This is a genomic window from Ensifer sp. Root142, assembly GCF_001426785.1.
In the GTDB taxonomy this organism is placed as follows: Bacteria; Pseudomonadota; Alphaproteobacteria; order Rhizobiales; family Rhizobiaceae; genus Ensifer; species Ensifer canadensis.
Genome location: NZ_LMFK01000034.1, coordinates 62,880 through 81,346, shown reverse-complemented (window position 1 = coordinate 81,346; position 18,467 = coordinate 62,880). Strand labels below are relative to the sequence as shown.

Sequence of the window (18,467 nt, the reverse complement as noted above, 5' to 3'; positions counted from 1 at the left end):
CACCCGGAGAATTGCGTGGAGAACAAGAAAAACTACTTCCACCTGCATCTGATCTCCGATTCGACGGGGGAGACCTTGATCGCTGCGGGGCGGGCGGCAGCGGCGCAATTCCAGGCGTCGCATGCGCTCGAGCATGTCTATCCGCTGATCAGGAATCGCCGGCAGTTGCTGCAGGTTCTCGATGCGATCGATGGCGCCCCCGGCATCGTGCTTTATACGATCGTCGATCGCGAGCTGGCTGATATCATTGATCAGCGCTGTCGCGAGATGGGCGTGCCGTGCGTCTCCGTGCTCGATCCGATCATCGAACTGTTTCAGTCCTATCTCGGCTCGCCGTCGCGACGCCGTTCCGGCGCGCAGCACGTGATGGATGCCGATTACTTCGCGCGGATCGATGCGTTGAATTTCACCATGGACCATGATGATGGTCAGCTGCCGGCCGATTTCGATGATGCCGATGTGGTGTTAATCGGCATCAGCCGAACATCGAAGACGCCGACATCCATCTACCTCGCCAACCGCGGCATAAAGACGGCCAATATTCCGATCGTCCCGGGCGTGCCGCTTCCCGATCGGCTGATGGCGGCAACCAAGCCACTGGTCGTCGGCCTGATTGCGACCGCCGACCGCATTTCCCAAGTTCGTCAGCATCGGGTGCTTGGCACCACGCAAGGCTTTCACGGCGATCAATATACCGATAGGGCAGCGATCGCCGAGGAGCTGAAATATGCCCGCGCGCTTTGCGCGCGCAACAACTGGCCGCTCATCGACGTCACCCGCCGCTCGATCGAGGAAACCGCCGCCGCAATTGTTGCCCTGCGTCCGCGGCTGCGATAGAGCGAATCCGAACAATTCGGGAACTTCGATGATGACACCTTCACTCGTTCTGGCTTCAGCAAGCCCGTTCCGTCGCGCGCTTCTGGAAAATGCCGGCTTGGTGTTTACCGCACGCGCCGCCGAGATCGACGAGCGGGCGCTTGAAAAACCACTTGAGGAAGAAGGTGCAGTTCCTGAAGATGTCGCGATGAGGCTGGCCGAAGCCAAGGCGAGGGATGTCGCCCGGCATTTTCCCGAGGCATTGGTGATCGGTTCCGACCAGACCATGTCGCTCGGCCAGCGTGTCTATCACAAACCGAAGGACATGGTCGAAGCCGGACAGCATCTGTTGTCGCTCTCCGGCAAGACCCATCGCCTGAACAGCGCGATTGTCCTCTTGCGCGGCGATGAGATCCTTTGGCGCCATGTCTCGTCCGCAAATATGTCAGTGCGCACACTGACGCCGGAATTCGTCGATCGCCATCTGCAGCGTGTCGGCAGCAAGGCCCTGTCCAGTGTCGGCGCCTACCAGCTGGAGGGTGAGGGCATCCAGCTGTTCGACAAGATCGATGGTGACTATTTCACCATCCTCGGTCTTCCGATGCTGCCGCTGCTCGCAAAACTTCGGGAATTGGGAACGATCGATGCGTGATTCACGTGAAACATTTGTTAACCACGCCTTCGTCACCGGTTATCCGATCAAGCATTCCAGGTCGCCATTGATCCACGGCTATTGGCTGAAACAGCTCGGGATAGACGGCAGCTACCGCGCGCACGAGGTGAAGCCAGCCGATTTCTCGGCCTTCATCGCAGAGCTGAAGCAAGGCACATCAGGTTTTTGCGGCGGCAACGTCACCATCCCGCACAAGGAAGTCGCCCATCGGTTGGCAGATCGCCCTGACGATCTCTGTCTGGAACTCGGCGCCGCCAATACGCTTTGGCTCGAGGCCGGCGAAGTCCATGCCACCAACACCGATGGCCAAGGGTTCGTTGCCAATCTTGACGAACGGGCGGCCGGCTGGGACCAATGTTCGACCGCGGTTGTGCTCGGTGCCGGTGGCGCCAGCCGCGCCGTCATCCAGGCCGTGCGCGACCGGGGCATTAGCACCATCCATGTCGTCAATCGCACGGTGGCGAGGGCTCAGGAGTTGTCCGACCGTTTCGGGTCGGCCGTGCATGCGCATCCGATGGAGGCATTGAACGAGGTGATGACCGGCGCTGGCCTCTTCATCAACACCACGTCTCTCGGCATGGATGGACAGGATGCACCGCAGATCGATTTCACCGTCATGGCCAGGGGTGCGGTGGTCACCGATATCGTCTATGTCCCGTTGAAGACGCCTTTGCTTCGCCAGGCGGAGGAGCAGGGCTACGCCATCGTCGATGGACTTGGCATGCTGCTGCACCAGGCTGCGCCTGGTTTCGAGCTCTGGTTCGGCCGCCGGCCCGTGGTCGACGCTAACCTCCGGCAACTCGTCATCGATGATATGGGGACGCACGCATGATGATTGTCGGATTGACCGGATCGATGGCAATGGGCAAGTCGACAACGGCGCAGATGTTCCGCGAGTTCGGGGTGCCGGTCAACGACGCCGATGAAGTGGTGCACGCGCTTTATCGCGGCGAAGCCGTCGCACTGGTCGAAGCCGCCTTTCCGGGAACAGTCAGGGACGGGGCGATCGATCGCGCCGAACTGTCCCGCCAGTTGTTGGCAACACCGGAAAGGCTACGCGAACTCGAAAACATCGTGCATCCGCTCGTTCGCCAGAAAGAACGCGAGTTCCTCGACAGGAATGCTGCGGCTGAGGTGCCCTTCGTCGTGCTCGATATTCCGTTGTTGTTCGAGACGGGCGCCGAGGCGCGGGTCGATAAAGTGGTCGTGGTTAGCTGCGCGCCCGAGATTCAAAGAGAGCGAGCGATGAAACGCCCCGGCATGACTGAAGAGAAATTTGCTATGATCCTGGCGCGTCAGGTGCCGGACAGTCAGAAGCGTGAACGCGCCGACTATATCATCGATACCAGCGACAGCTTCGACAACACACGCCAACAGGTGAGGGCGATCGTCGATGACCTCACCACGAATGGAGCGCCCGATGCGTGAGATCATTTTCGATACGGAAACGACCGGCCTCGACAATCGCGAGGACAGGGTGATCGAAATCGGTGGCGTCGAGCTGGAAAACCAGTTTCCGACCGGCCGTACGCTGCATATCTTCGTCAATCCCGGCAATCGCAAGGTTCATCCGGATGCGCTTGCCATTCACGGCATCACCGATGATTTCCTGAAGGACAAGCCGCCTTTTGCCGATGTTGCCCAGCAGATCCTCGACTTCTTCGGCGATGCCCGCTGGGTGGCGCACAATGCCACCTTCGACATGGGCTTCATTAATGCCGAATTCGGTCGCATCGGGTTGCCGGTCATTGCCGGCGAACGGGTGACGGATACGCTAGCGCTTGCTCGCCGGAAGCACCCGATGGGCCCGAACTCGCTCGATGCGCTTTGCCGTCGTTACGGCATCGACAATTCTCATCGCGCCAAGCACGGCGCGCTTCTCGACTCCGAGCTTCTTGCAGAAGTCTATATCGAGATGCTCGGCGGTCGTCAGGCCGCCTTGGGTCTGGTGTCGAGCAACAAGGTCGCGGGACAAACCGTCGCACACGACGATGCGCCGATCGTCATTGCGCAGCGCCCAAGGCCTTTGCCGAACCGATTGTCCGAAGCGGATGAGGAGGCTCATGCCGCGCTGGTTGCGAAGCTGGGGCCCAAGGCAATCTGGGCCAAATACGATCTGCAGGAATGAAAAAAGCCCGGCTCGACCGGGCTTTTTACTAATAATTGCGATCCAGACCGAACAAGATCAGTTGGCGGTCTCGTTGGTGTTCGACACCTGAGAACGGACCTTTTCTTCGGCCATGCGCTGGGCGAACATCTGAGCGAAATCGATCGGGTCGATCATCAGCGGCGGGAAGCCGCCGTTGCGGGTCGCGTCGGCAACGATCTGGCGCGCGAACGGGAACAGCAGGCGCGGGCATTCGATGAACAGCAGCGGCAGCATGTGTTCCTGCGGGAAGCCGGCAACACGGAAAACGCCGCCGTAGGAAAGTTCGACGTTGAACAGAACGCGCTCACCGTCCTTGGCTTCCGCGTTCAGCGAGAGAACGACATCGAAATCGTTCTCGGCAAGCGGATTGGCGTTGACGTTGACGTTGATGTTGATCGACGGCGCATTGTCACGGGCCTGCAGCGAACGCGGTGCGCCCGGGTTCTCGAACGAGAGATCCTTGACATACTGGGCGAGGATGTTGAGCGACGGGCTCTGCTGCGCGCTGCCGTTGCCGTTGGATGCGGTATCAGTCGTCATAAGGGTTTCCTCGACTTCAATTCGGTGAGGCCATCTAGCATTTCGTCATAGGGCTTACAACCCTGCGCCACAGGCCTTTGCTATTGCCGCCGGCGCTCTTCGGACGGGTTTGGTTCGTCATCATCGGTCCTTGAGAACTCGCCTTCGCCAAGGTCGATGACGCGCGGTTGGGCGCGCTCTTCCGGTGAATGGCTCGGTCCGCGCCAGGACTGGCTCGAGGCAGCGGTTACAATCGTCATTTTTGACCTCAGATAGCCGGCCACGGCCTGCCGGACAGGCGGCACAAATAAAAACAGACCGAAGATGTCGCTGATGAAGCCGGGCACGATCAACAACAGGGCTGCGACGAACATCAAGGCACCGCCGAGGACCTCGCGGCCGGGATCGCTGCCAGTGCGCGTTGCTTCCTGCATGCGCCTGATCATGGCGAAACCCTGGAAGCGAAGGAGGACGACCCCGGCGATTGCGCTCGACAGAACGAGCAGCAGCGTCATCGCCAGGCCGATTTCGCGGCCGACGATGACGAAGCCGGCAATCTCGGCAAGGGGCAGTCCAAGAACGACCAGGGGAATTAACATTGAGCGCATTAGCGGTGCCTGAAAGGGTCTTCGCATCGTCACCTCCGATCTAAGGGTGCGACAACGCTGTTTGAATGATCTATCCTTGCGGACTATATGGAATAGCTACGAGAAATTCTAACAGCGGTTTCAGGTGGAAATGGGCTCTTTCGACTTCATCACGTTTTTTTTCTTGATCGCCGCAGTGGTCATTTTCCTGCAGTTGCGCAGCGTTCTCGGTCGCCGGACCGGCAGCGAGCGGCCACCGTTTGATCCCTATTCTCCGAGAGACATGAGTCAGGGGCCTGAAAAGGCCGACAATGGCAAGGTCGTCCAGCTGCCGCGCCGCGACAATGTCGAGGACGATTCGGCCCGCTATGCCGCGATTGACGCCTTTGCCAAGGCGGGGACGCCGCTCAACGATCAGCTCCGTTCGTTGACCGACGCCGACACCGGCTTCGACCCGAAGGAGTTCGTCAACGGGGCGAAGATGGCCTACGAGATGATCGTTATGGCTTTTGCCGACGGCGACCGAAAGACGCTGAAGAACCTGTTGTCGCGCGAGGTCTATGAAGGCTTCGACGCCGCGATTGCCGAGCGCGAGCGCAAGGGCGAGGTGGTGAAATCTACCTTCGTCGGCATCGAGAAGGCCGACATCATCCACGCCGAGGTCAAGGACAGCGAAGAAAACATCACGGTCCGGATCGTCAGCCAGTTGATCTCGGCGACCTACGACAAGCAGGGCGCCATCATCGATGGAGACGCGGAGTCGGTGGCCGAAGTCAACGATCTCTGGACTTTCTCGCGCGACATTCGTTCACGTGATCCGAATTGGAAGCTGATCGCTACCGAATCCGAAAACTGATCGGAAGGGGCGACCATGACGCTTCGACTTGAGCCTGTCACCTTCTCCGATCTACCGGGGTGGCAGGACGACGATCCAACGGCGGTGATCGACGCGCTGCGCCGCTGTCACCACCATGTCTCGACGGCAAAGCCTTACCGCACCGGTTCGCTGGGCATTTCTGTCGATGATTTGGTGCCCGCGTTTTCGGCTGCAAGCGCAGATGTTGCCGACGCGGCTGCAGCCCGCGCATTCTTCGAGCAACAGTTCGTCGCCTTCAGGATCAGGCCGGAAAACGCCAAGACCGGTTTCGTGACGGCGTTCTACGAGCCCGAGATCGACGTGCGAGCGACACCCGACGAAGTCTTCCGCTATCCGATCTATCGGCGCCCAATCGATCTCGTCGACGTCGACGACACCAACCGGCCGGCCGATATGGATCCCTATTTCGCCTTCGGCCGGCTGCATGACGGCGTGGTTGGCGAATATCCCGACCGTCGCGCGATCGATGAGGGCTTTCTGGCGGGGCGCGGTCTGGAGATTGCCTATGCCAGATCCAAGGTCGATGTGTTCTTCGTCCACGTCCAGGGTGCTGCCCGGCTCGTCTATCCCGACGGTTCGCGCCGGCGCATCACCTATGCCGCCAAGACCGGTCATTATTTTTCCCCGATCGGAAAGCTGCTGATCGATCGCGGCGAGATCGATGCCGCCACCGTGTCGATGATGAGCATCCGGGGTTGGCTCGCCGCCAATCCGGATAAGATCGACGAGGTACTTTGGCACAATCGTTCCTTCATCTTTTTCCGCGAGGCGGACGTCGAAGACGAGCGGCTGGGGCCGGTCGCTGCCGCCAAGGTTTCGCTGGAGCCGGGACGATCGCTTGCCGTCGATCGGCTGATCCATACCTTCGGCGTGCCGTTTTTCATCTCAAGCGACAGCCTGACGCGTCTCGATGCCGGGCGGCCGTTTCGGCGGCTGATGCTGGCGCTTGACACCGGATCGGCGATCGTCGGCCCGGCCCGCGGCGACATCTTCACCGGATCCGGTGACAGGGCGGGCGAGCTTGCGGGTGCGGTTCGCAACGAAGCCGATTTCTACATCTTCATCCCTCGTGCGGCCGCGGCAAGATACGGCAATGGCTAGGGGCAAGAAGCTTTCGGCCGAAGAGCGGATCCTCTGGGGAAAGGTGGCACGCACGACCAGGCCCATGCCTGGCCGTCTCGACGATCTCCGGGAATTCCTCGGCGAGGATGTTCCGGCCGAGCCCAAGGACGAGCCGCAGAAGACGCAGGCCACGGCCTCGCCGAGTGGTGCCGACGACCAGCAGGGAATTGCCCTCAGCAAGACCGCGAACGGCAGACACCACTATCCGCTTGAAAAGCCGGTCAAGCGCAAGCTGTCGAAGGGGCACCTCGCGCTTGAAGCGCGGATCGATCTCCACGGCATGATCCAGAGCGAGGCCCATGGCTTCCTCCTGCATTTTCTTTTGAGAGCGCATGAGCGCGGGCTGCGCCACGTTCTTGTCATCACCGGCAAGGGAACGTCGATCGGCAGCGACGGCGCCTTGAAGCGTGCCGTGCCGCTCTGGTTCTCGCTGCCGGAGTTCCGGCCATTGATCTCGAGCTACGAGCCCGCGGCCCGCAATCATGGCGGCGATGGTGCGCTGTATGTCCGCCTGGCGCGCAGCAAGGGAAGCACGACGTGACCCCCTTTGGCGTGGCGGTGCGCGCGTTGCGGCGCAAGAAGGGGGTGTCGCAGAAGCAGATGGCCGCGGCGATCGGCGTCTCTGCCGCCTATCTCTCAGCGCTCGAACATGGAAAGCGCGGCGCGCCGAGCTTCGATTTTCTGCAAAGGGTCGCCGGCTATTTCAATGTCATCTGGGACGATGCCGAGGAATTGTTCCAGATCGCCCAGGTCTCCGCGCCGAAAGTGGTGCTGGATACGTCCGGGCTGGCGCCGGAATACACGGCCTTCGCCAACCGCTTGAGAGGGCAAATCCGCTATTTGTCCATCGACACGATCCGCGCCCTGGAAGATGTTTTGGAAAAAGCCACATTTCCTGCTAATGACAGGGGATGAACAGCTGTTTTCCGGCCGCTGCGCGCGGTCCGGGATTTGGAACCGTGGACAAATTTTCTATAGTCCGCGAGGCGTCCGAGACGTGATTCGCAACGAATCACCCCGTCCGAAGAACCTGGAAAGACCCGAAGCCGAATGACCGATATTCCTGAAACCGATACCGGCGCCGCCGCCGAATATGGTGCCGACTCCATCAAGGTGTTGAAGGGCCTGGATGCCGTACGCAAGCGGCCGGGCATGTATATCGGCGACACCGACGACGGCTCCGGTCTGCATCACATGGTGTACGAGGTGGTCGACAACGCCATCGACGAGGCTCTCGCAGGCCACGCCGATATCGTCACGGTGACGCTCAATGCCGACGGCTCGGTGACGGTAACCGACAACGGCCGCGGCATCCCGACCGACATCCACAAGGAAGAGGGCGTCTCGGCGGCCGAGGTCATCATGACGCAACTCCACGCCGGCGGTAAGTTCGACCAGAATTCCTACAAGGTTTCCGGCGGTCTGCACGGCGTTGGCGTTTCGGTGGTCAACGCGCTGTCCGTCATGCTGCGGTTGAAGATCCGCCGTGCGGGCAAGATCCATGAGATGAGCTTCACCCACGGCGTGGCTGACAGCCCGCTGAAGGTGATCGGCGACGCCGGCACCGATACCGGCACCGAAGTGACGTTCCTGCCGAGCACAGACACCTTTACCAAGACGGACTTCGACTACGGCACGCTCGAGCATCGCCTGCGCGAACTCGCCTTCCTGAATTCCGGCGTGCGCATCGTCCTGACCGACAAGCGCCATTCGGACGTGCGCCAGGACGAGATGATGTATGACGGCGGCCTTGAAGCCTTCGTTGCCTATCTCGACCGGGCCAAGAAGCCGCTCGTGCAGAAGCCGGTTTCGATCCGCGGCGAAAAGGACGGTATCACCGTCGAAGTCGCGATGTGGTGGAACGACAGCTACCACGAGAACGTGCTCTGCTTCACCAACAACATTCCGCAACGCGACGGCGGCACGCACATGGCCGGTTTCCGCGGTGCGCTGACCCGGCAGATCACCTCCTATGGCGAAAGCTCTGGTATCACCAAGAAGGAAAAGGTCACGCTGACCGGCGACGACTGCCGCGAAGGCCTGACCGCCGTTCTCTCGGTCAAGGTGCCGGATCCGAAGTTCTCATCGCAGACCAAGGACAAGCTGGTTTCCTCGGAAGTTCGTCCGGTGGTCGAAAGCCTCGTCAACGAAGCCTTGAGCACCTGGCTGGAGGAGCATCCCTCCGACGCCAAGATCCTTGTCGGCAAGGTCGTCGAAGCGGCCGCCGCACGCGAGGCGGCGCGCAAGGCACGCGAACTGACGCGCCGCAAGGGCGCGCTCGACATCTCCTCGCTGCCGGGCAAGTTGGCGGACTGCTCCGAACGCGATCCGGCAAAATCCGAAGTCTTCCTGGTGGAGGGTGATTCGGCAGGCGGTTCGGCCAAGCAGGGACGCTCGCGCGAAAACCAGGCGATCCTGCCGCTGCGTGGCAAGATCCTGAACGTCGAACGCGCGCGTTTCGACAAGATGCTTTCGAGCCAGGAAATCGGCACGCTGATCACCGCGCTCGGCACATCGATCGGTAAAGACGAGTTCAACGCCGACAAGCTGCGCTACCACAAGATCATCATCATGACGGACGCCGACGTCGACGGCGCCCACATCCGCACCCTGCTGCTCACCTTCTTCTTCCGGCAGATGCCGGAGCTGATCGAGCGCGGCCACCTCTATATTGCCCAGCCACCGCTTTATAAGGTGACGCGCGGCAAGTCCGCCCAGTACCTGAAAAACGAGCAGGCGCTGGAAGATTACCTGATCTCGATGGGCCTCGAGGAAGCTACGCTGGAGCTTGCTTCCGGTGAGGTTCGCGCCGGTCAGGACCTGCGCGAAGTCATCAACGATGCGTTGCGCGTGCGTAACCTGATGGATGGTCTTCACTCGCGCTACAATCGTTCGATTGTCGAACAGGCAGCCATTGCCGGCGCCTTGAATGTCGAACTCAACGGCCAGCGCGAACAATACGAGCAGGTCGCGATCGAAGTGGCGCGCAGGCTTGATGTGATCGCCGAAGAGACTGAACGCGGCTGGACCGGAGCGGTCACCGCCGAAGGCGGTCTCAAGCTTGAACGCATGGTTCGTGGCGTCAAGGAAGTCGCCATCCTCGATATGGCGCTGATCGGCTCGTCCGACGCCCGCCACATCGACCAGCTGACATCGAAGCTCAAGGAGATCTATTCCGCGCCTCCGGTGCTTCGCCGCCGCGATGGTGGGCAAGATATCAGCGGCCCGCGCGCGCTTCTGGATGCAATCTTCGCAGCAGGCCGCAAGGGTCTGTCGATGCAGCGTTACAAGGGTCTTGGCGAGATGAATGCCGAGCAGCTCTGGGAGACGACGCTCGATCCGAACGTGCGTTCGCTGCTGCAGGTTCGGGTGAACGACGCGACGGACGCGGATGGCCTGTTCTCGCGCCTGATGGGCGACGAGGTCGAGCCGCGCCGCGACTTCATCCAGGAAAACGCGCTGAGCGTCGCCAACCTCGATATCTGATCGCAATACGATCAGCCGCACTTCTAATGATCCCGGTGCCGCAAGGCACCGGGATCTTTTTTGTCTGGAGTGTCTCCGGCTTAAACTGAGACGCAGAAACGCTCTATCTCTTTGTTTTTGCGCACTTCCTGGCGGAAGACCGTTCCGCACCTTTCTTGGAAAGGCTCTATTCCCCCTTGAACCGGCCTTCGAAGGCCAGTTCGGCAAGCGGCTTGCGTTGGCTCGGCTTTTCCCGCTCACGCAGATCGTCCGGAAGCGTCGAGGGGTCGGCAAGCCGGCCGATTGCTACCGCCGCCTCGACCCGGTAGTGCGCGGGCACGCCAAGGCTCGTCATCGCCTTGTCGCGATCAATGCCCGCCATTGCATGCGCGTGCCAGCCGGCAGCGGTTGTCTGGAGCGCAAGGCTGAACCAGGCGGCGCCGGTGTCGAAGGCATGGGTGTAGGCGGCCCGCATCTCGCCGGTGGCTGCCTGCGTGTGCGTCTTGGAGATAACGATCACCAGGGCTGCGGCATGCTTCGCCCAGCGCTGATTGCTCTCGTTGAGAATATCCAGCAGGCGCGCGAAATGCTCGGTGCCGCGGCGGGCATAGACGAACCGCCAGGGTTGGCTGTTGCTCGCCGAGGGTGCCCAGCGGGCGGCTTCGAGCAGTGAGAGCAGTTCTTCTTCGCTGATCTCCTCCTGGGTGAACGCACGTGGCGACCAGCGTTTCAGGAACATGGTGTCGATCGGGTGGTCGGCGGTTCTGTGATTGCTTTCCGTCATGAACATACCTCTTTTATCGTATCGGGAATCCCGTGGGAGGAGCGCGCCGCCGTCGATGACGATTGCCGTCGTTAGCGAGACGTAGGGCGAGATTCGCTGCGGACGCTACATGGGATCGAGGAGCGATGAAACCGGCTTTGCGCGCGGATCGTCGGTCCTTTTGTCGGCCCGATCCGGTGCTAAAACGGAATATGCAGAAACGGCGTTTCGGGTGATTGTCGAGATCGATAAAAAAGTTGTATAAGTTCTGTAGATTTTTCTGAGAGAGGACGCGCGATGACTTTTAAGGACCCGTCACTGTTTCGCCAGGCTGCCTTGATTGGCGGCGAATGGATCGAAGCGGATGCCGCCAATGCGATCGATGTGGTGAACCCGGCAACGGGCGAACTCGTCGGCCGCGTACCGAAGCTTGGAGGCAAGGAAACCAAGGCGGCAATCGAAGCGGCGCGTCTGGCGCAGAAGGGTTGGGCTGCCCGCACCGCCAAGGATCGCGCCGGTGTGCTTCGCCGCTGGTTTGAGCTGATGATCGAGAACAAGGACGATCTCGGCCGCATCCTCACGCTCGAACAGGGCAAGCCGCTGGCAGAGGCGACCGGCGAAATCGTCTATGGCGCCAGCTTCGTCGAATGGTTTGCCGAAGAGGGCCGTCGCATCTACGGCGACCTGATCCCAGGCCATCAGCCGGACAAGCGCATCATGGTGATGAAGCAGCCGATCGGCGTCGTCGCTGCGATCACGCCCTGGAACTTCCCCAACGCGATGATCACCCGCAAGGCCGGCCCGGCCTTTGCCGCCGGTTGCGCCATGGTGTTGAAGCCGGCGTCGCAGACGCCGTTCTCGGCCCTTGCCATCGCCGTTCTTGCCGAGCGCGCCGGCCTGCCCAAGGGGCTCTTCAGCGTCGTGACCGGCTCGGCCCGCGAAATCGGTGCCGAAATGACCGCCAATCCGGTGGTGCGCAAGCTGACCTTTACCGGCTCGACCGAGGTCGGCGCCGAGCTCTATCGCCAGAGCGCCGGCACGATCAAGAAGCTCGGGCTGGAACTCGGCGGCAATGCGCCGTTCATCGTCTTCGACGACGCCGATCTCGATGCGGCCGTGGAAGGCGCATTGATCGCCAAGTTCCGCAACAACGGCCAGACCTGCGTCTGCGCTAACCGTATCTACGTGCAGGACAAGGTCTATGATGCCTTCTCCGACAAGCTGGCGGCGGCCGTTGCCAAGCTCAAGATCGGCAATGGTCTCGACCAGGGCGTCATCCTCGGCCCGCTGATCGACAAGGCGGCACTGGAGAAGGTGGAAGAGCATATCGCCGATGCCACCGCCAAGGGCGCGCGCGTCATCCAGGGCGGCAAGCGCCATGCGCTCGGCGGCACCTTCTTCGAAGCAACGGTTCTGGCCGATGTCACCCAGGCGATGGCAGTCGCCCGCGAGGAAACCTTCGGCCCGGTCGCGCCGCTGTTCCGCTTCAAGGATGAGGCCGATGTCGTCGAACAGGCCAATGACACCGAGTTCGGGCTGGCCTCCTATTTCTATGCCAAGGATCTGGCGCGGGTGTTCCGCGTGGCCGAGGCGCTGGAATACGGCATGGTCGGCGTCAACACCGGGCTGATCTCCACGGCGGAAGCACCGTTCGGCGGCGTCAAGCTCTCGGGCCTCGGCCGCGAAGGTTCGAAGTACGGGATCGAGGAGTTTACCGAGATCAAATATGTCTGCCTCGGCGGCATCGCCTGACGCATTTGCAGTCCGATACAATCTGATCGCGAAACCGGCCGGAAAGCTCTGGCCGGTTTTTTCGTTTGCCGGTACAGAAGTTGACGTCGTGAAAAGAGGAGATGACGCGATGCCGGCACCAACCAACCCCTTCAAGGCCGCCCTTCGCGAGCAGCGCTTTCAACTCGGGCTTTGGGTCGCGCTGGCGAGCCCCTATGCGGCCGAAGTCGTCTCCAACAGCGGTTATGACTGGCTGTTGATCGACGGCGAGCATGCGCCCAACGACCTGCCGCTGTTGTCGGCGCAGTTCCGGGCAGTGACGGCATCCGCCAGCCACCCGATCGTTCGCCTTCCTGTCGGCGATACCGCGCTGATCAAGCAGATCCTCGATGTCGGCGTCCAGACGCTGCTGATCCCGATGGTCGAAAGCGCCGAGCAGGCCAGGGAACTTGTTCGAGCAACCCGCTATCCGCCGCATGGCATTCGCGGTGTCGGCGCGGCACTGGCGCGTGCATCGCAATTCGGCCGGATAGCCGACTATCTCCACACCGCAAATGACCAGATCTGCCTTCTCTTGCAGATCGAGAGCCGCGCCGGCCTGGCGGCGATCGATGAGATTGCCGCTCTTGAAGGCGTCGACGGCCTGTTCATCGGACCGTCGGATCTCGCCGCGGATATGGGCTATCTCGGCAGCCCAGGACACCCGGATGTACGGGCGGCGATTGTCGATGCCTTCGCGCGCATCGACAAGGCCGGAAAAGCGCGCGGAATCATGACGCTCGATCTCGCGCAGGCACGCGAGTATCGCGATCTCGGGGCCGATTTCATGGCGATCGGCACCGATGTCACATCCCTGGTTCGGGCGACACAGGCGCTGCGCCAGGAATTTACCGACGAGCAGGGGCATAAACCCGACAAGCTGGAAGCCGGCTACTGATCGCAGATCGCGCTGAGCATCGGCATGGCAACTTCAGGGCTCCAGCGCCGGAGCTCGGCAATCCGTCGCACGATCTTTTCAGTGTGATGGTTGGCGATATCGCCCATGCGATGGTCAAGGAACGGATTTCGGAAGCGGTCGAGCGTCGTTGCGACATAGGCACTCGCCTGTCGCCCGAGGCCCTTGGCGGCAAAGGCAGGAACGACTTCTTGTGCGTAGATATCCTCGAGCCGCCTGGCGACGTCCGCATCGGCAAGGATCTGCCGGACTGTTTCGTCGGGATCGCGGCCCTGCCTCAGCCAGATATCCGCGAGCACCGTGTGGCCGAGGTTGAGGATATGAAGCTTCAATTTTTCGTAGTGCGTCAGGTCGTCGACCAGTATCACGCATTCGTGCGCGCAAGGCGCTCTCAACCCCCGCTGTTTCTCGATCGCCCATAAAGCGTAGGGTTCGGCCACGGCGCCGGCGGGCTCGATCGGTTCCGAGACGATCCGGTCCACCAGCGTGTTGGCCCAGATTATCGCGTTCGCCAGCCAGAACACGAATTGCGGGTCGCCGAGGCGCTCGCGCGCGAGCTCCAGCACGATGGCTTTCAGCACGTCGCCATTGCGCGACACCAGTTCGCACGGAAGGATGGTCAGCGGTTTGCCGCCGGCATCGAAGCGGGCTTTCAAAAGCAGGAGAAGTTTGCCGGGAAAAGACAGCGGCACGTATGTCGACAGGTCGTCGCCGGAAACGTCGTAGCCGGTATCACCGGTGTTCGAGATCAGGAATTCGGCCTCGTCCGCCACGATATGGCAAACAGCATCCCAGTTGTCGTTTGTTGACACGGCCCGGACGACGCTCTTGACCCGCTCGATCTTGTCCACCGGCTTGCCGTCGGCAAGGCCACGGATCATCACGGGATAACCATCGGGTTGCGTCAGTGCCACCAGGCGTCCCGACCGTTCCGCTGAGCCGGTCGTCTGTACCACCGTGATCCGCCCCGGTGCTTCCTGCCTTTCCAGCGCCTCGCTGATGAAGAGATCGGCATGCGCCTGAAGAAAGCGGCTCGTTCCAAACTGCACAAATGGGGTCTTCATGCCGGTGCTCCGGTAGCTGGCTATGGAATGGATTGCAGCAGGGTCTCGCGTGCCGAGCGCAGGTGTCGCCGGCAGGCTTCCTCGGCACGTTTTGGATCGTGAGACCTGAGCGCTTCGATGTAAGCAAGGTGCTCTTCAAGCGCGCGCGCATTTCGCTGCCGCGCGTTGGTCTTGTTCCATTGGTAGTGATAGTGGAACACGATCGAGATGATGTCGTAGAAATCGACGATGAAACGATTGCTCGACGACTTGTGCACCAGGAGGTGGAAGCGCTCGTCGAGTTCGGAGAATTCCTTGTAGCGGTTGTCGATGTCGGCCAGGATTTCGTGGTGCAGCGCCTCGATCCTGTTCAGCTCCTGCCAGGCCGGATGGCTGTCCGGCAGCGCAACGAAACTTGCAGCCGAGCGAAGCTCGAACATCTCGCGGACCTCGGTCAGTTCCAGCGCAAACTCGCGGGTGAAACCTTTGAGGATCCAGTGGCTGTTCGGTCGCTTCTCGATCAGCCCGAACCGGCTGAAGCGGATCAGGAACTCCCGCACGCTCGTGGTACCGGCGCCGATCTCGCGTGCCAGCTCCAGTTCGTTGATCTGCATGCCAGGCTCGGCGCCGCCGGCCAGAATCCGGCGCATGAAGCTGCGCTCGATGATCTCGGCCAGCGAATCCGTTTCCTCCGTCGGGAAATAGTCGTCCGGTTGCGGCTGGCGCAGCACGATCTTCTTGCGCTTGTCCCAGGTGATCAGCTTCGCCTCTTCGAAGCGGCGGAGAATGGCACGCACCGTCGTCCGGCTCACGCCGAGCACCTGACCGAGTTCCGGCTCGGAGGGCAGGGAAGATGTCTCCGCCAGCACTTTCAGGCAGCGGTTATAGGCATCCTTGAAGACGGTGTTCTGTTTTGCCATTGCCAGGATCCGGACGGTTGGGGTTGCGCGAGCGATGAGCCGCTGATCGGAAGATCAGCTTTCGTCGGCCGCCGATCTAACCTGCCGGCGCGCGCTTGTCTTTGGCTCTCGCACCAAAATCATGACGTTTCTCCCCTGTTGCTGCTGTGCCTGCGGGCGGGCGGCGCTGTCTCGTTTCATAATACCCATTGACGGCGATCTGTCTATTGTGGATAAAAGACAAATAGACCCTTCTCAAAATCGCAGCAGTTTTCACGGAGAAATTCAGAGTGTCTGTGCCGTCTTCAATCCTTCTGGCTCCTGAGGACAATGTGGCCGTGGCGACGTTGGCAATCGCTGCCGGCGAGGCCCTGCCGGGCGGAGTTCGCACCGCCACGAAGATCGATCTGGGGCACAAGGTCGCCATACGGCGGATTCGTGCGGGCGACCCCGTGGTCAAATATGCCCAGGCGATCGGACGCGCGACCAGCGATATAGAAGCCGGCGAGCATGTCCATTCCCACAACCTCTCCTTCGATCAGGATCGCTTGGCCATCAGTCCACAAGGCGCGCCGGAAGAGGCGAGCGCCGCCGACAGGGCGCGCACCTTCATGGGCTATCGGCGCAAAGACGGACGGGCGGCGACGCGCAACTATATCGGCATCATTGCCAGCGTGAACTGTTCCACCACCGTCTGCCGGGCAATCGCCGAGGAGGCCAACAGACGCATCTTGCCGAAATATGATGGCATCGACGGATTCGTGCCGATCGTGCATGACCAGGGTTGCGGCATGTCTTCGACCGGCGACGGCATGATGAACCTGCACAGGACCTTGGCGGGCTACGCGCGCCACGCCAATTTCGGCGGGGTGCTGATGGTCGGGCTCGGCTGCGAGGTCAACCAGTTGACGCTTTACGGGCAGAGCGGAGCCGGGCAGGAAAAGCGCCACTTCAACATCCAGGAGGCCGGCGGATCCCGACGCTCGGTCGAGCGTGCACTCGGCATCCTCGATGAAATTGCCGAGGAAGTCGGCAGGCAACGTCGCGTCGCCATTCCGGTCAGCGAAATCATCGTCGGTCTGCAATGCGGCGGCTCGGACGGGCTGTCTGGCATCACCGCTAACCCGGCGCTGGGAGCGGCGGTGGATATCCTGGCGGCTGCCGGTGGTACCGCCATCCTTTCCGAAACGTCAGAAATCTACGGCGCCGAACATCTGTTGCGCAGCCGTGCCGCCAGCGCGGCGGTCGCCGCAAAGCTCGACGGGCTGATTGTCTGGTGGGAAAACTACGTCGCGCTGCATGGTGCATCGCTCGACAACAATCCTTCGCCGGGCAACAAACGCGGTGGCCTCACAACCATTCTGGAGAAGTCGCTGGGTGCGGTCGCCAAGGGCGGGCGCTCACCGCTCAATGCGGTTTACGGCTATGCCGAACGCGTCACTGAACACGGGCTCGTCTTCATGGATACGCCCGGCTACGATCCGGTGTCGGCGACCGGCCAGGTGGCCGGCGGAGCCAATGTCATCGCCTTTACCACCGGCCGCGGCAGTTGTTTCGGCTGTCGGCCGGCACCGTCGATCAAGCTGACCAGCAACACCGCGCTGTTCCGCGCGATGGAAGAAGACATGGACATCGATTGCGGCGTGATCGCATCCGGCGAGGCGACGATCGCCGACCTCGGTCGCGAGATCTTCGATCTCATCATCGATACCGCTTCGGGAAAGAAGACCAAGAGCGAACTCTTCGGCTACGGCGACAACGAATTCGTGCCCTGGCATCTCGGGGCAACACTCTGATGATGTGAGCTTGCGCATCCTAGGAGGGAGGAGACAGGGAATGCAGACGAGAAAGATCGGTCGAACCGACCTGCCGGTGACCGAATACAGCTTCGGCGCCGCCGGACTTGGGGGGCTCTACCGCGAATGCACGCGCGAAGCGGCGATCGAAACGCTGGACGCCGCTTGGGGCTCTGGTTTGCGCTATTTCGACGTCGCACCCTATTACGGGCTCGGTCTTGCAGAGCGGCGGGTCGGCGATTTCCTGCGCGACAAGCCGCGCGGTGACTATGTGCTGTCCACCAAGGTCGGACGGCTGCTGCATCCCGTGCCTGAAGGCGCCGTGCCGGACTATTCCTACGTCAAGGCGCTGAACTTCGACGTGCGTTACGACTACAGCTACGATGCCATCATGCGTTCGGTGGAATTCAGCTATGCGCGCCTCGGCCTCAATCGCATCGATATCCTCTATGTCCATGATATCGGCGTCTACACGCACGGTGTCGCCCGCAACGCCGTCTATCTCAGGCAATTGCTGGATTCCGGCCTTAAGGCGCTGGAGGAACTAAAGGCTGGTGGCGTGATCGCGGCCTATGGGCTTGGCGTCAACGAGGTTCCGGTTTGCCTGGAGGTGATGCGCCGTGCCGACATCGACTGCATCCTGCTTGCGGGGCGCTATACGCTGCTTGATCGTTCCGCAGTCGCCGAACTCCTGCCGCTCTGCGAGACAAAGAAGACGTCGCTGATCGTCGGCGGTGTGTTCAACTCGGGCATCCTGGCGACTGGCCCGGTCGATGGCGCGCATTTCGACTATATGCGAGCAAATGCCGAGGTGCGCGAAAAGGTCGGCGCGATGGAACGCATTGCCCGGGAGCGTGGTGTGCCGTTGGCCGCTGCCGCCATGCAGTTCCCGCTCGACAATCCGGTGGTTGCCTCGGTCCTGCTTGGGACAGCGAAACCGGAAAGCTTGAGGCGCAACATCGATGCGCTGCGGCATCGTATGTCAAAGGACGATTTCTCGGCTTTCGAGCCCTACACGCTTGTGGCGCCGGAGCTTGGATTGGAGGCAGTCCGGGCCTGATGCTTGAGGGTG

At 61.4% G+C, this 18,467-nt stretch carries 19 protein-coding genes; 14 read left to right on the top strand and 5 right to left on the bottom strand.

Annotation, left to right across the window (positions count from 1 at the left end):
* Window positions 1-15 precede the first annotated feature (15 nt).
* Genes ASD52_RS25305 through dnaQ form a run of 5 tightly spaced genes read left to right on the top strand, consistent with a single transcriptional unit; the run spans window position 16 to window position 3,617 of the window.
* Complete coding sequence (locus ASD52_RS25305) at window positions 16-837, top strand: pyruvate, water dikinase regulatory protein (RefSeq protein WP_025425303.1); 822 nt, start codon at window positions 16-18, stop codon at window positions 835-837.
* A gap of 31 nt (window positions 838-868) precedes the next feature.
* Window positions 869-1,468, top strand: a complete 600-nt coding sequence (locus ASD52_RS25300; RefSeq protein WP_025425304.1) for a Maf-like protein — start codon at window positions 869-871, stop codon at window positions 1,466-1,468.
* Window positions 1,461-2,321, top strand: coding sequence for a shikimate dehydrogenase (locus ASD52_RS25295; protein ID WP_025425305.1), 861 nt, complete (start codon window positions 1,461-1,463; stop codon window positions 2,319-2,321). The genes ASD52_RS25300 and ASD52_RS25295 overlap by 8 nt, the downstream gene beginning before the upstream one ends.
* Window positions 2,318-2,917, top strand: coding sequence for a dephospho-CoA kinase (gene coaE, locus ASD52_RS25290; protein ID WP_025425306.1), 600 nt, complete (start codon window positions 2,318-2,320; stop codon window positions 2,915-2,917). Before ASD52_RS25295 ends, coaE begins: the two co-directional genes overlap by 4 nt.
* Window positions 2,910-3,617 carry a DNA polymerase III subunit epsilon gene (dnaQ, locus tag ASD52_RS25285; RefSeq protein WP_025425307.1) on the top strand — a complete coding sequence of 236 codons (708 nt, stop codon included), beginning with the start codon at window positions 2,910-2,912 and terminating at the stop codon, window positions 3,615-3,617. Before coaE ends, dnaQ begins: the two co-directional genes overlap by 8 nt.
* A 57-nt stretch (window positions 3,618-3,674) precedes the next feature.
* Here dnaQ and secB read toward each other — a convergent pair whose 3' ends face one another.
* Both secB and ASD52_RS25275 read right to left on the bottom strand, forming a co-directional pair.
* Window positions 3,675-4,178, bottom strand: coding sequence for a protein-export chaperone SecB (gene secB, locus ASD52_RS25280; protein WP_025425308.1), 504 nt, complete (start codon window positions 4,176-4,178; stop codon window positions 3,675-3,677).
* An 80-nt stretch (window positions 4,179-4,258) separates the two neighbouring features.
* Window positions 4,259-4,765 (bottom strand): FxsA family protein, encoded by a 507-nt coding sequence (locus ASD52_RS25275; protein ID WP_025425309.1) that lies wholly within the window; start codon window positions 4,763-4,765, stop codon window positions 4,259-4,261.
* A 130-nt stretch (window positions 4,766-4,895) separates the two neighbouring features.
* Here ASD52_RS25275 and ASD52_RS25270 point away from each other — a divergent pair, with 130 nt between their 5' ends.
* The 5 genes from ASD52_RS25270 to gyrB all read left to right on the top strand — a co-directional run bounded on the left by ASD52_RS25270 (window position 4,896) and on the right by gyrB (window position 10,229).
* The gene (locus ASD52_RS25270; RefSeq protein ID WP_025425310.1) at window positions 4,896-5,600 is read left to right on the top strand and encodes a Tim44/TimA family putative adaptor protein; all 705 of its coding nucleotides are present in this window, start codon (window positions 4,896-4,898) and stop codon (window positions 5,598-5,600) included.
* Window positions 5,601-5,615: 15 nt separating this feature from the next.
* On the top strand, window positions 5,616-6,722 hold the full coding sequence (locus ASD52_RS25265; RefSeq protein ID WP_025425311.1) for a murein transglycosylase A: 1,107 nt from the start codon (window positions 5,616-5,618) through the stop codon (window positions 6,720-6,722).
* Window positions 6,715-7,284 carry a Smr/MutS family protein gene (locus ASD52_RS25260; RefSeq protein ID WP_025425312.1) on the top strand — a complete coding sequence of 190 codons (570 nt, stop codon included), beginning with the start codon at window positions 6,715-6,717 and terminating at the stop codon, window positions 7,282-7,284. The genes ASD52_RS25265 and ASD52_RS25260 overlap by 8 nt, the downstream gene beginning before the upstream one ends.
* Window positions 7,281-7,658, top strand: coding sequence for a helix-turn-helix transcriptional regulator (locus ASD52_RS25255; protein ID WP_025425313.1), 378 nt, complete (start codon window positions 7,281-7,283; stop codon window positions 7,656-7,658). Before ASD52_RS25260 ends, ASD52_RS25255 begins: the two co-directional genes overlap by 4 nt.
* A 135-nt stretch (window positions 7,659-7,793) precedes the next feature.
* Window positions 7,794-10,229 (top strand): DNA topoisomerase (ATP-hydrolyzing) subunit B, encoded by a 2,436-nt coding sequence (gene gyrB / locus ASD52_RS25250; protein WP_057206475.1) that lies wholly within the window; start codon window positions 7,794-7,796, stop codon window positions 10,227-10,229.
* Window positions 10,230-10,395: 166 nt separating this feature from the next.
* On the opposite strand, the gene ASD52_RS25245 is transcribed toward gyrB, so the two are convergent.
* Complete coding sequence (locus ASD52_RS25245; RefSeq protein ID WP_025425315.1) at window positions 10,396-10,992, bottom strand: nitroreductase family protein; 597 nt, start codon at window positions 10,990-10,992, stop codon at window positions 10,396-10,398.
* 276 nt (window positions 10,993-11,268) lie between these two features.
* On the opposite strand from ASD52_RS25245, the gene gabD reads away from it, so the two are divergent.
* Both gabD and hpaI read left to right on the top strand, forming a co-directional pair.
* Window positions 11,269-12,723, top strand: coding sequence for an NADP-dependent succinate-semialdehyde dehydrogenase (gene gabD, locus ASD52_RS25240; RefSeq protein ID WP_025425316.1), 1,455 nt, complete (start codon window positions 11,269-11,271; stop codon window positions 12,721-12,723).
* Between the two features lie 109 nt (window positions 12,724-12,832).
* Complete coding sequence (gene hpaI / locus ASD52_RS25235) at window positions 12,833-13,639, top strand: 4-hydroxy-2-oxoheptanedioate aldolase (RefSeq protein ID WP_057226312.1); 807 nt, start codon at window positions 12,833-12,835, stop codon at window positions 13,637-13,639.
* Here hpaI and ASD52_RS25230 read toward each other — a convergent pair.
* On the bottom strand, window positions 13,633-14,721 hold the full coding sequence (locus ASD52_RS25230) for a D-mannonate oxidoreductase (protein ID WP_025425318.1): 1,089 nt from the start codon (window positions 14,719-14,721) through the stop codon (window positions 13,633-13,635). The two genes, hpaI and ASD52_RS25230, sit on opposite strands and share 7 nt — an antisense overlap.
* Before the next feature lie 20 nt (window positions 14,722-14,741).
* Complete coding sequence (locus tag ASD52_RS25225; protein ID WP_025425319.1) at window positions 14,742-15,620, bottom strand: GntR family transcriptional regulator; 879 nt, start codon at window positions 15,618-15,620, stop codon at window positions 14,742-14,744.
* A gap of 269 nt (window positions 15,621-15,889) precedes the next feature.
* Between ASD52_RS25225 and ASD52_RS25220 the strand changes: the two genes are divergently transcribed.
* Window positions 15,890-17,395 carry an altronate dehydratase family protein gene (locus tag ASD52_RS25220; protein ID WP_057206477.1) on the top strand — a complete coding sequence of 502 codons (1,506 nt, stop codon included), beginning with the start codon at window positions 15,890-15,892 and terminating at the stop codon, window positions 17,393-17,395.
* Between the two features lie 40 nt (window positions 17,396-17,435).
* Window positions 17,436-18,455: an aldo/keto reductase gene (locus ASD52_RS25215; RefSeq protein WP_025425321.1), complete on the top strand. Its 1,020-nt coding sequence runs from the start codon at window positions 17,436-17,438 to the stop codon at window positions 18,453-18,455.
* Window positions 18,456-18,467: the final 12 nt, after the last annotated feature.

Coding starts and splice junctions, on each gene's coding strand:
- ASD52_RS25265 (WP_025425311.1), top strand. CDS start 5,616: ATGACGCTTCGACTTGAGCCTGTCACCTTCTCCGATCTACCGGGGTGG.
- dnaQ (WP_025425307.1), top strand. CDS start 2,910: ATGCGTGAGATCATTTTCGATACGGAAACGACCGGCCTCGACAATCGC.
- ASD52_RS25245 (WP_025425315.1), bottom strand. CDS start 10,992: ATGACGGAAAGCAATCACAGAACCGCCGACCACCCGATCGACACCATG.
- ASD52_RS25225 (WP_025425319.1), bottom strand. CDS start 15,620: ATGGCAAAACAGAACACCGTCTTCAAGGATGCCTATAACCGCTGCCTG.
- ASD52_RS25260 (WP_025425312.1), top strand. CDS start 6,715: ATGGCTAGGGGCAAGAAGCTTTCGGCCGAAGAGCGGATCCTCTGGGGA.
- coaE (WP_025425306.1), top strand. CDS start 2,318: ATGATGATTGTCGGATTGACCGGATCGATGGCAATGGGCAAGTCGACA.
- ASD52_RS25215 (WP_025425321.1), top strand. CDS start 17,436: ATGCAGACGAGAAAGATCGGTCGAACCGACCTGCCGGTGACCGAATAC.
- gyrB (WP_057206475.1), top strand. CDS start 7,794: ATGACCGATATTCCTGAAACCGATACCGGCGCCGCCGCCGAATATGGT.
- ASD52_RS25295 (WP_025425305.1), top strand. CDS start 1,461: ATGCGTGATTCACGTGAAACATTTGTTAACCACGCCTTCGTCACCGGT.
- ASD52_RS25230 (WP_025425318.1), bottom strand. CDS start 14,721: ATGAAGACCCCATTTGTGCAGTTTGGAACGAGCCGCTTTCTTCAGGCG.
- ASD52_RS25275 (WP_025425309.1), bottom strand. CDS start 4,765: ATGCGCTCAATGTTAATTCCCCTGGTCGTTCTTGGACTGCCCCTTGCC.
- hpaI (WP_057226312.1), top strand. CDS start 12,833: ATGCCGGCACCAACCAACCCCTTCAAGGCCGCCCTTCGCGAGCAGCGC.
- ASD52_RS25270 (WP_025425310.1), top strand. CDS start 4,896: ATGGGCTCTTTCGACTTCATCACGTTTTTTTTCTTGATCGCCGCAGTG.
- gabD (WP_025425316.1), top strand. CDS start 11,269: ATGACTTTTAAGGACCCGTCACTGTTTCGCCAGGCTGCCTTGATTGGC.
- ASD52_RS25300 (WP_025425304.1), top strand. CDS start 869: ATGACACCTTCACTCGTTCTGGCTTCAGCAAGCCCGTTCCGTCGCGCG.
- secB (WP_025425308.1), bottom strand. CDS start 4,178: ATGACGACTGATACCGCATCCAACGGCAACGGCAGCGCGCAGCAGAGC.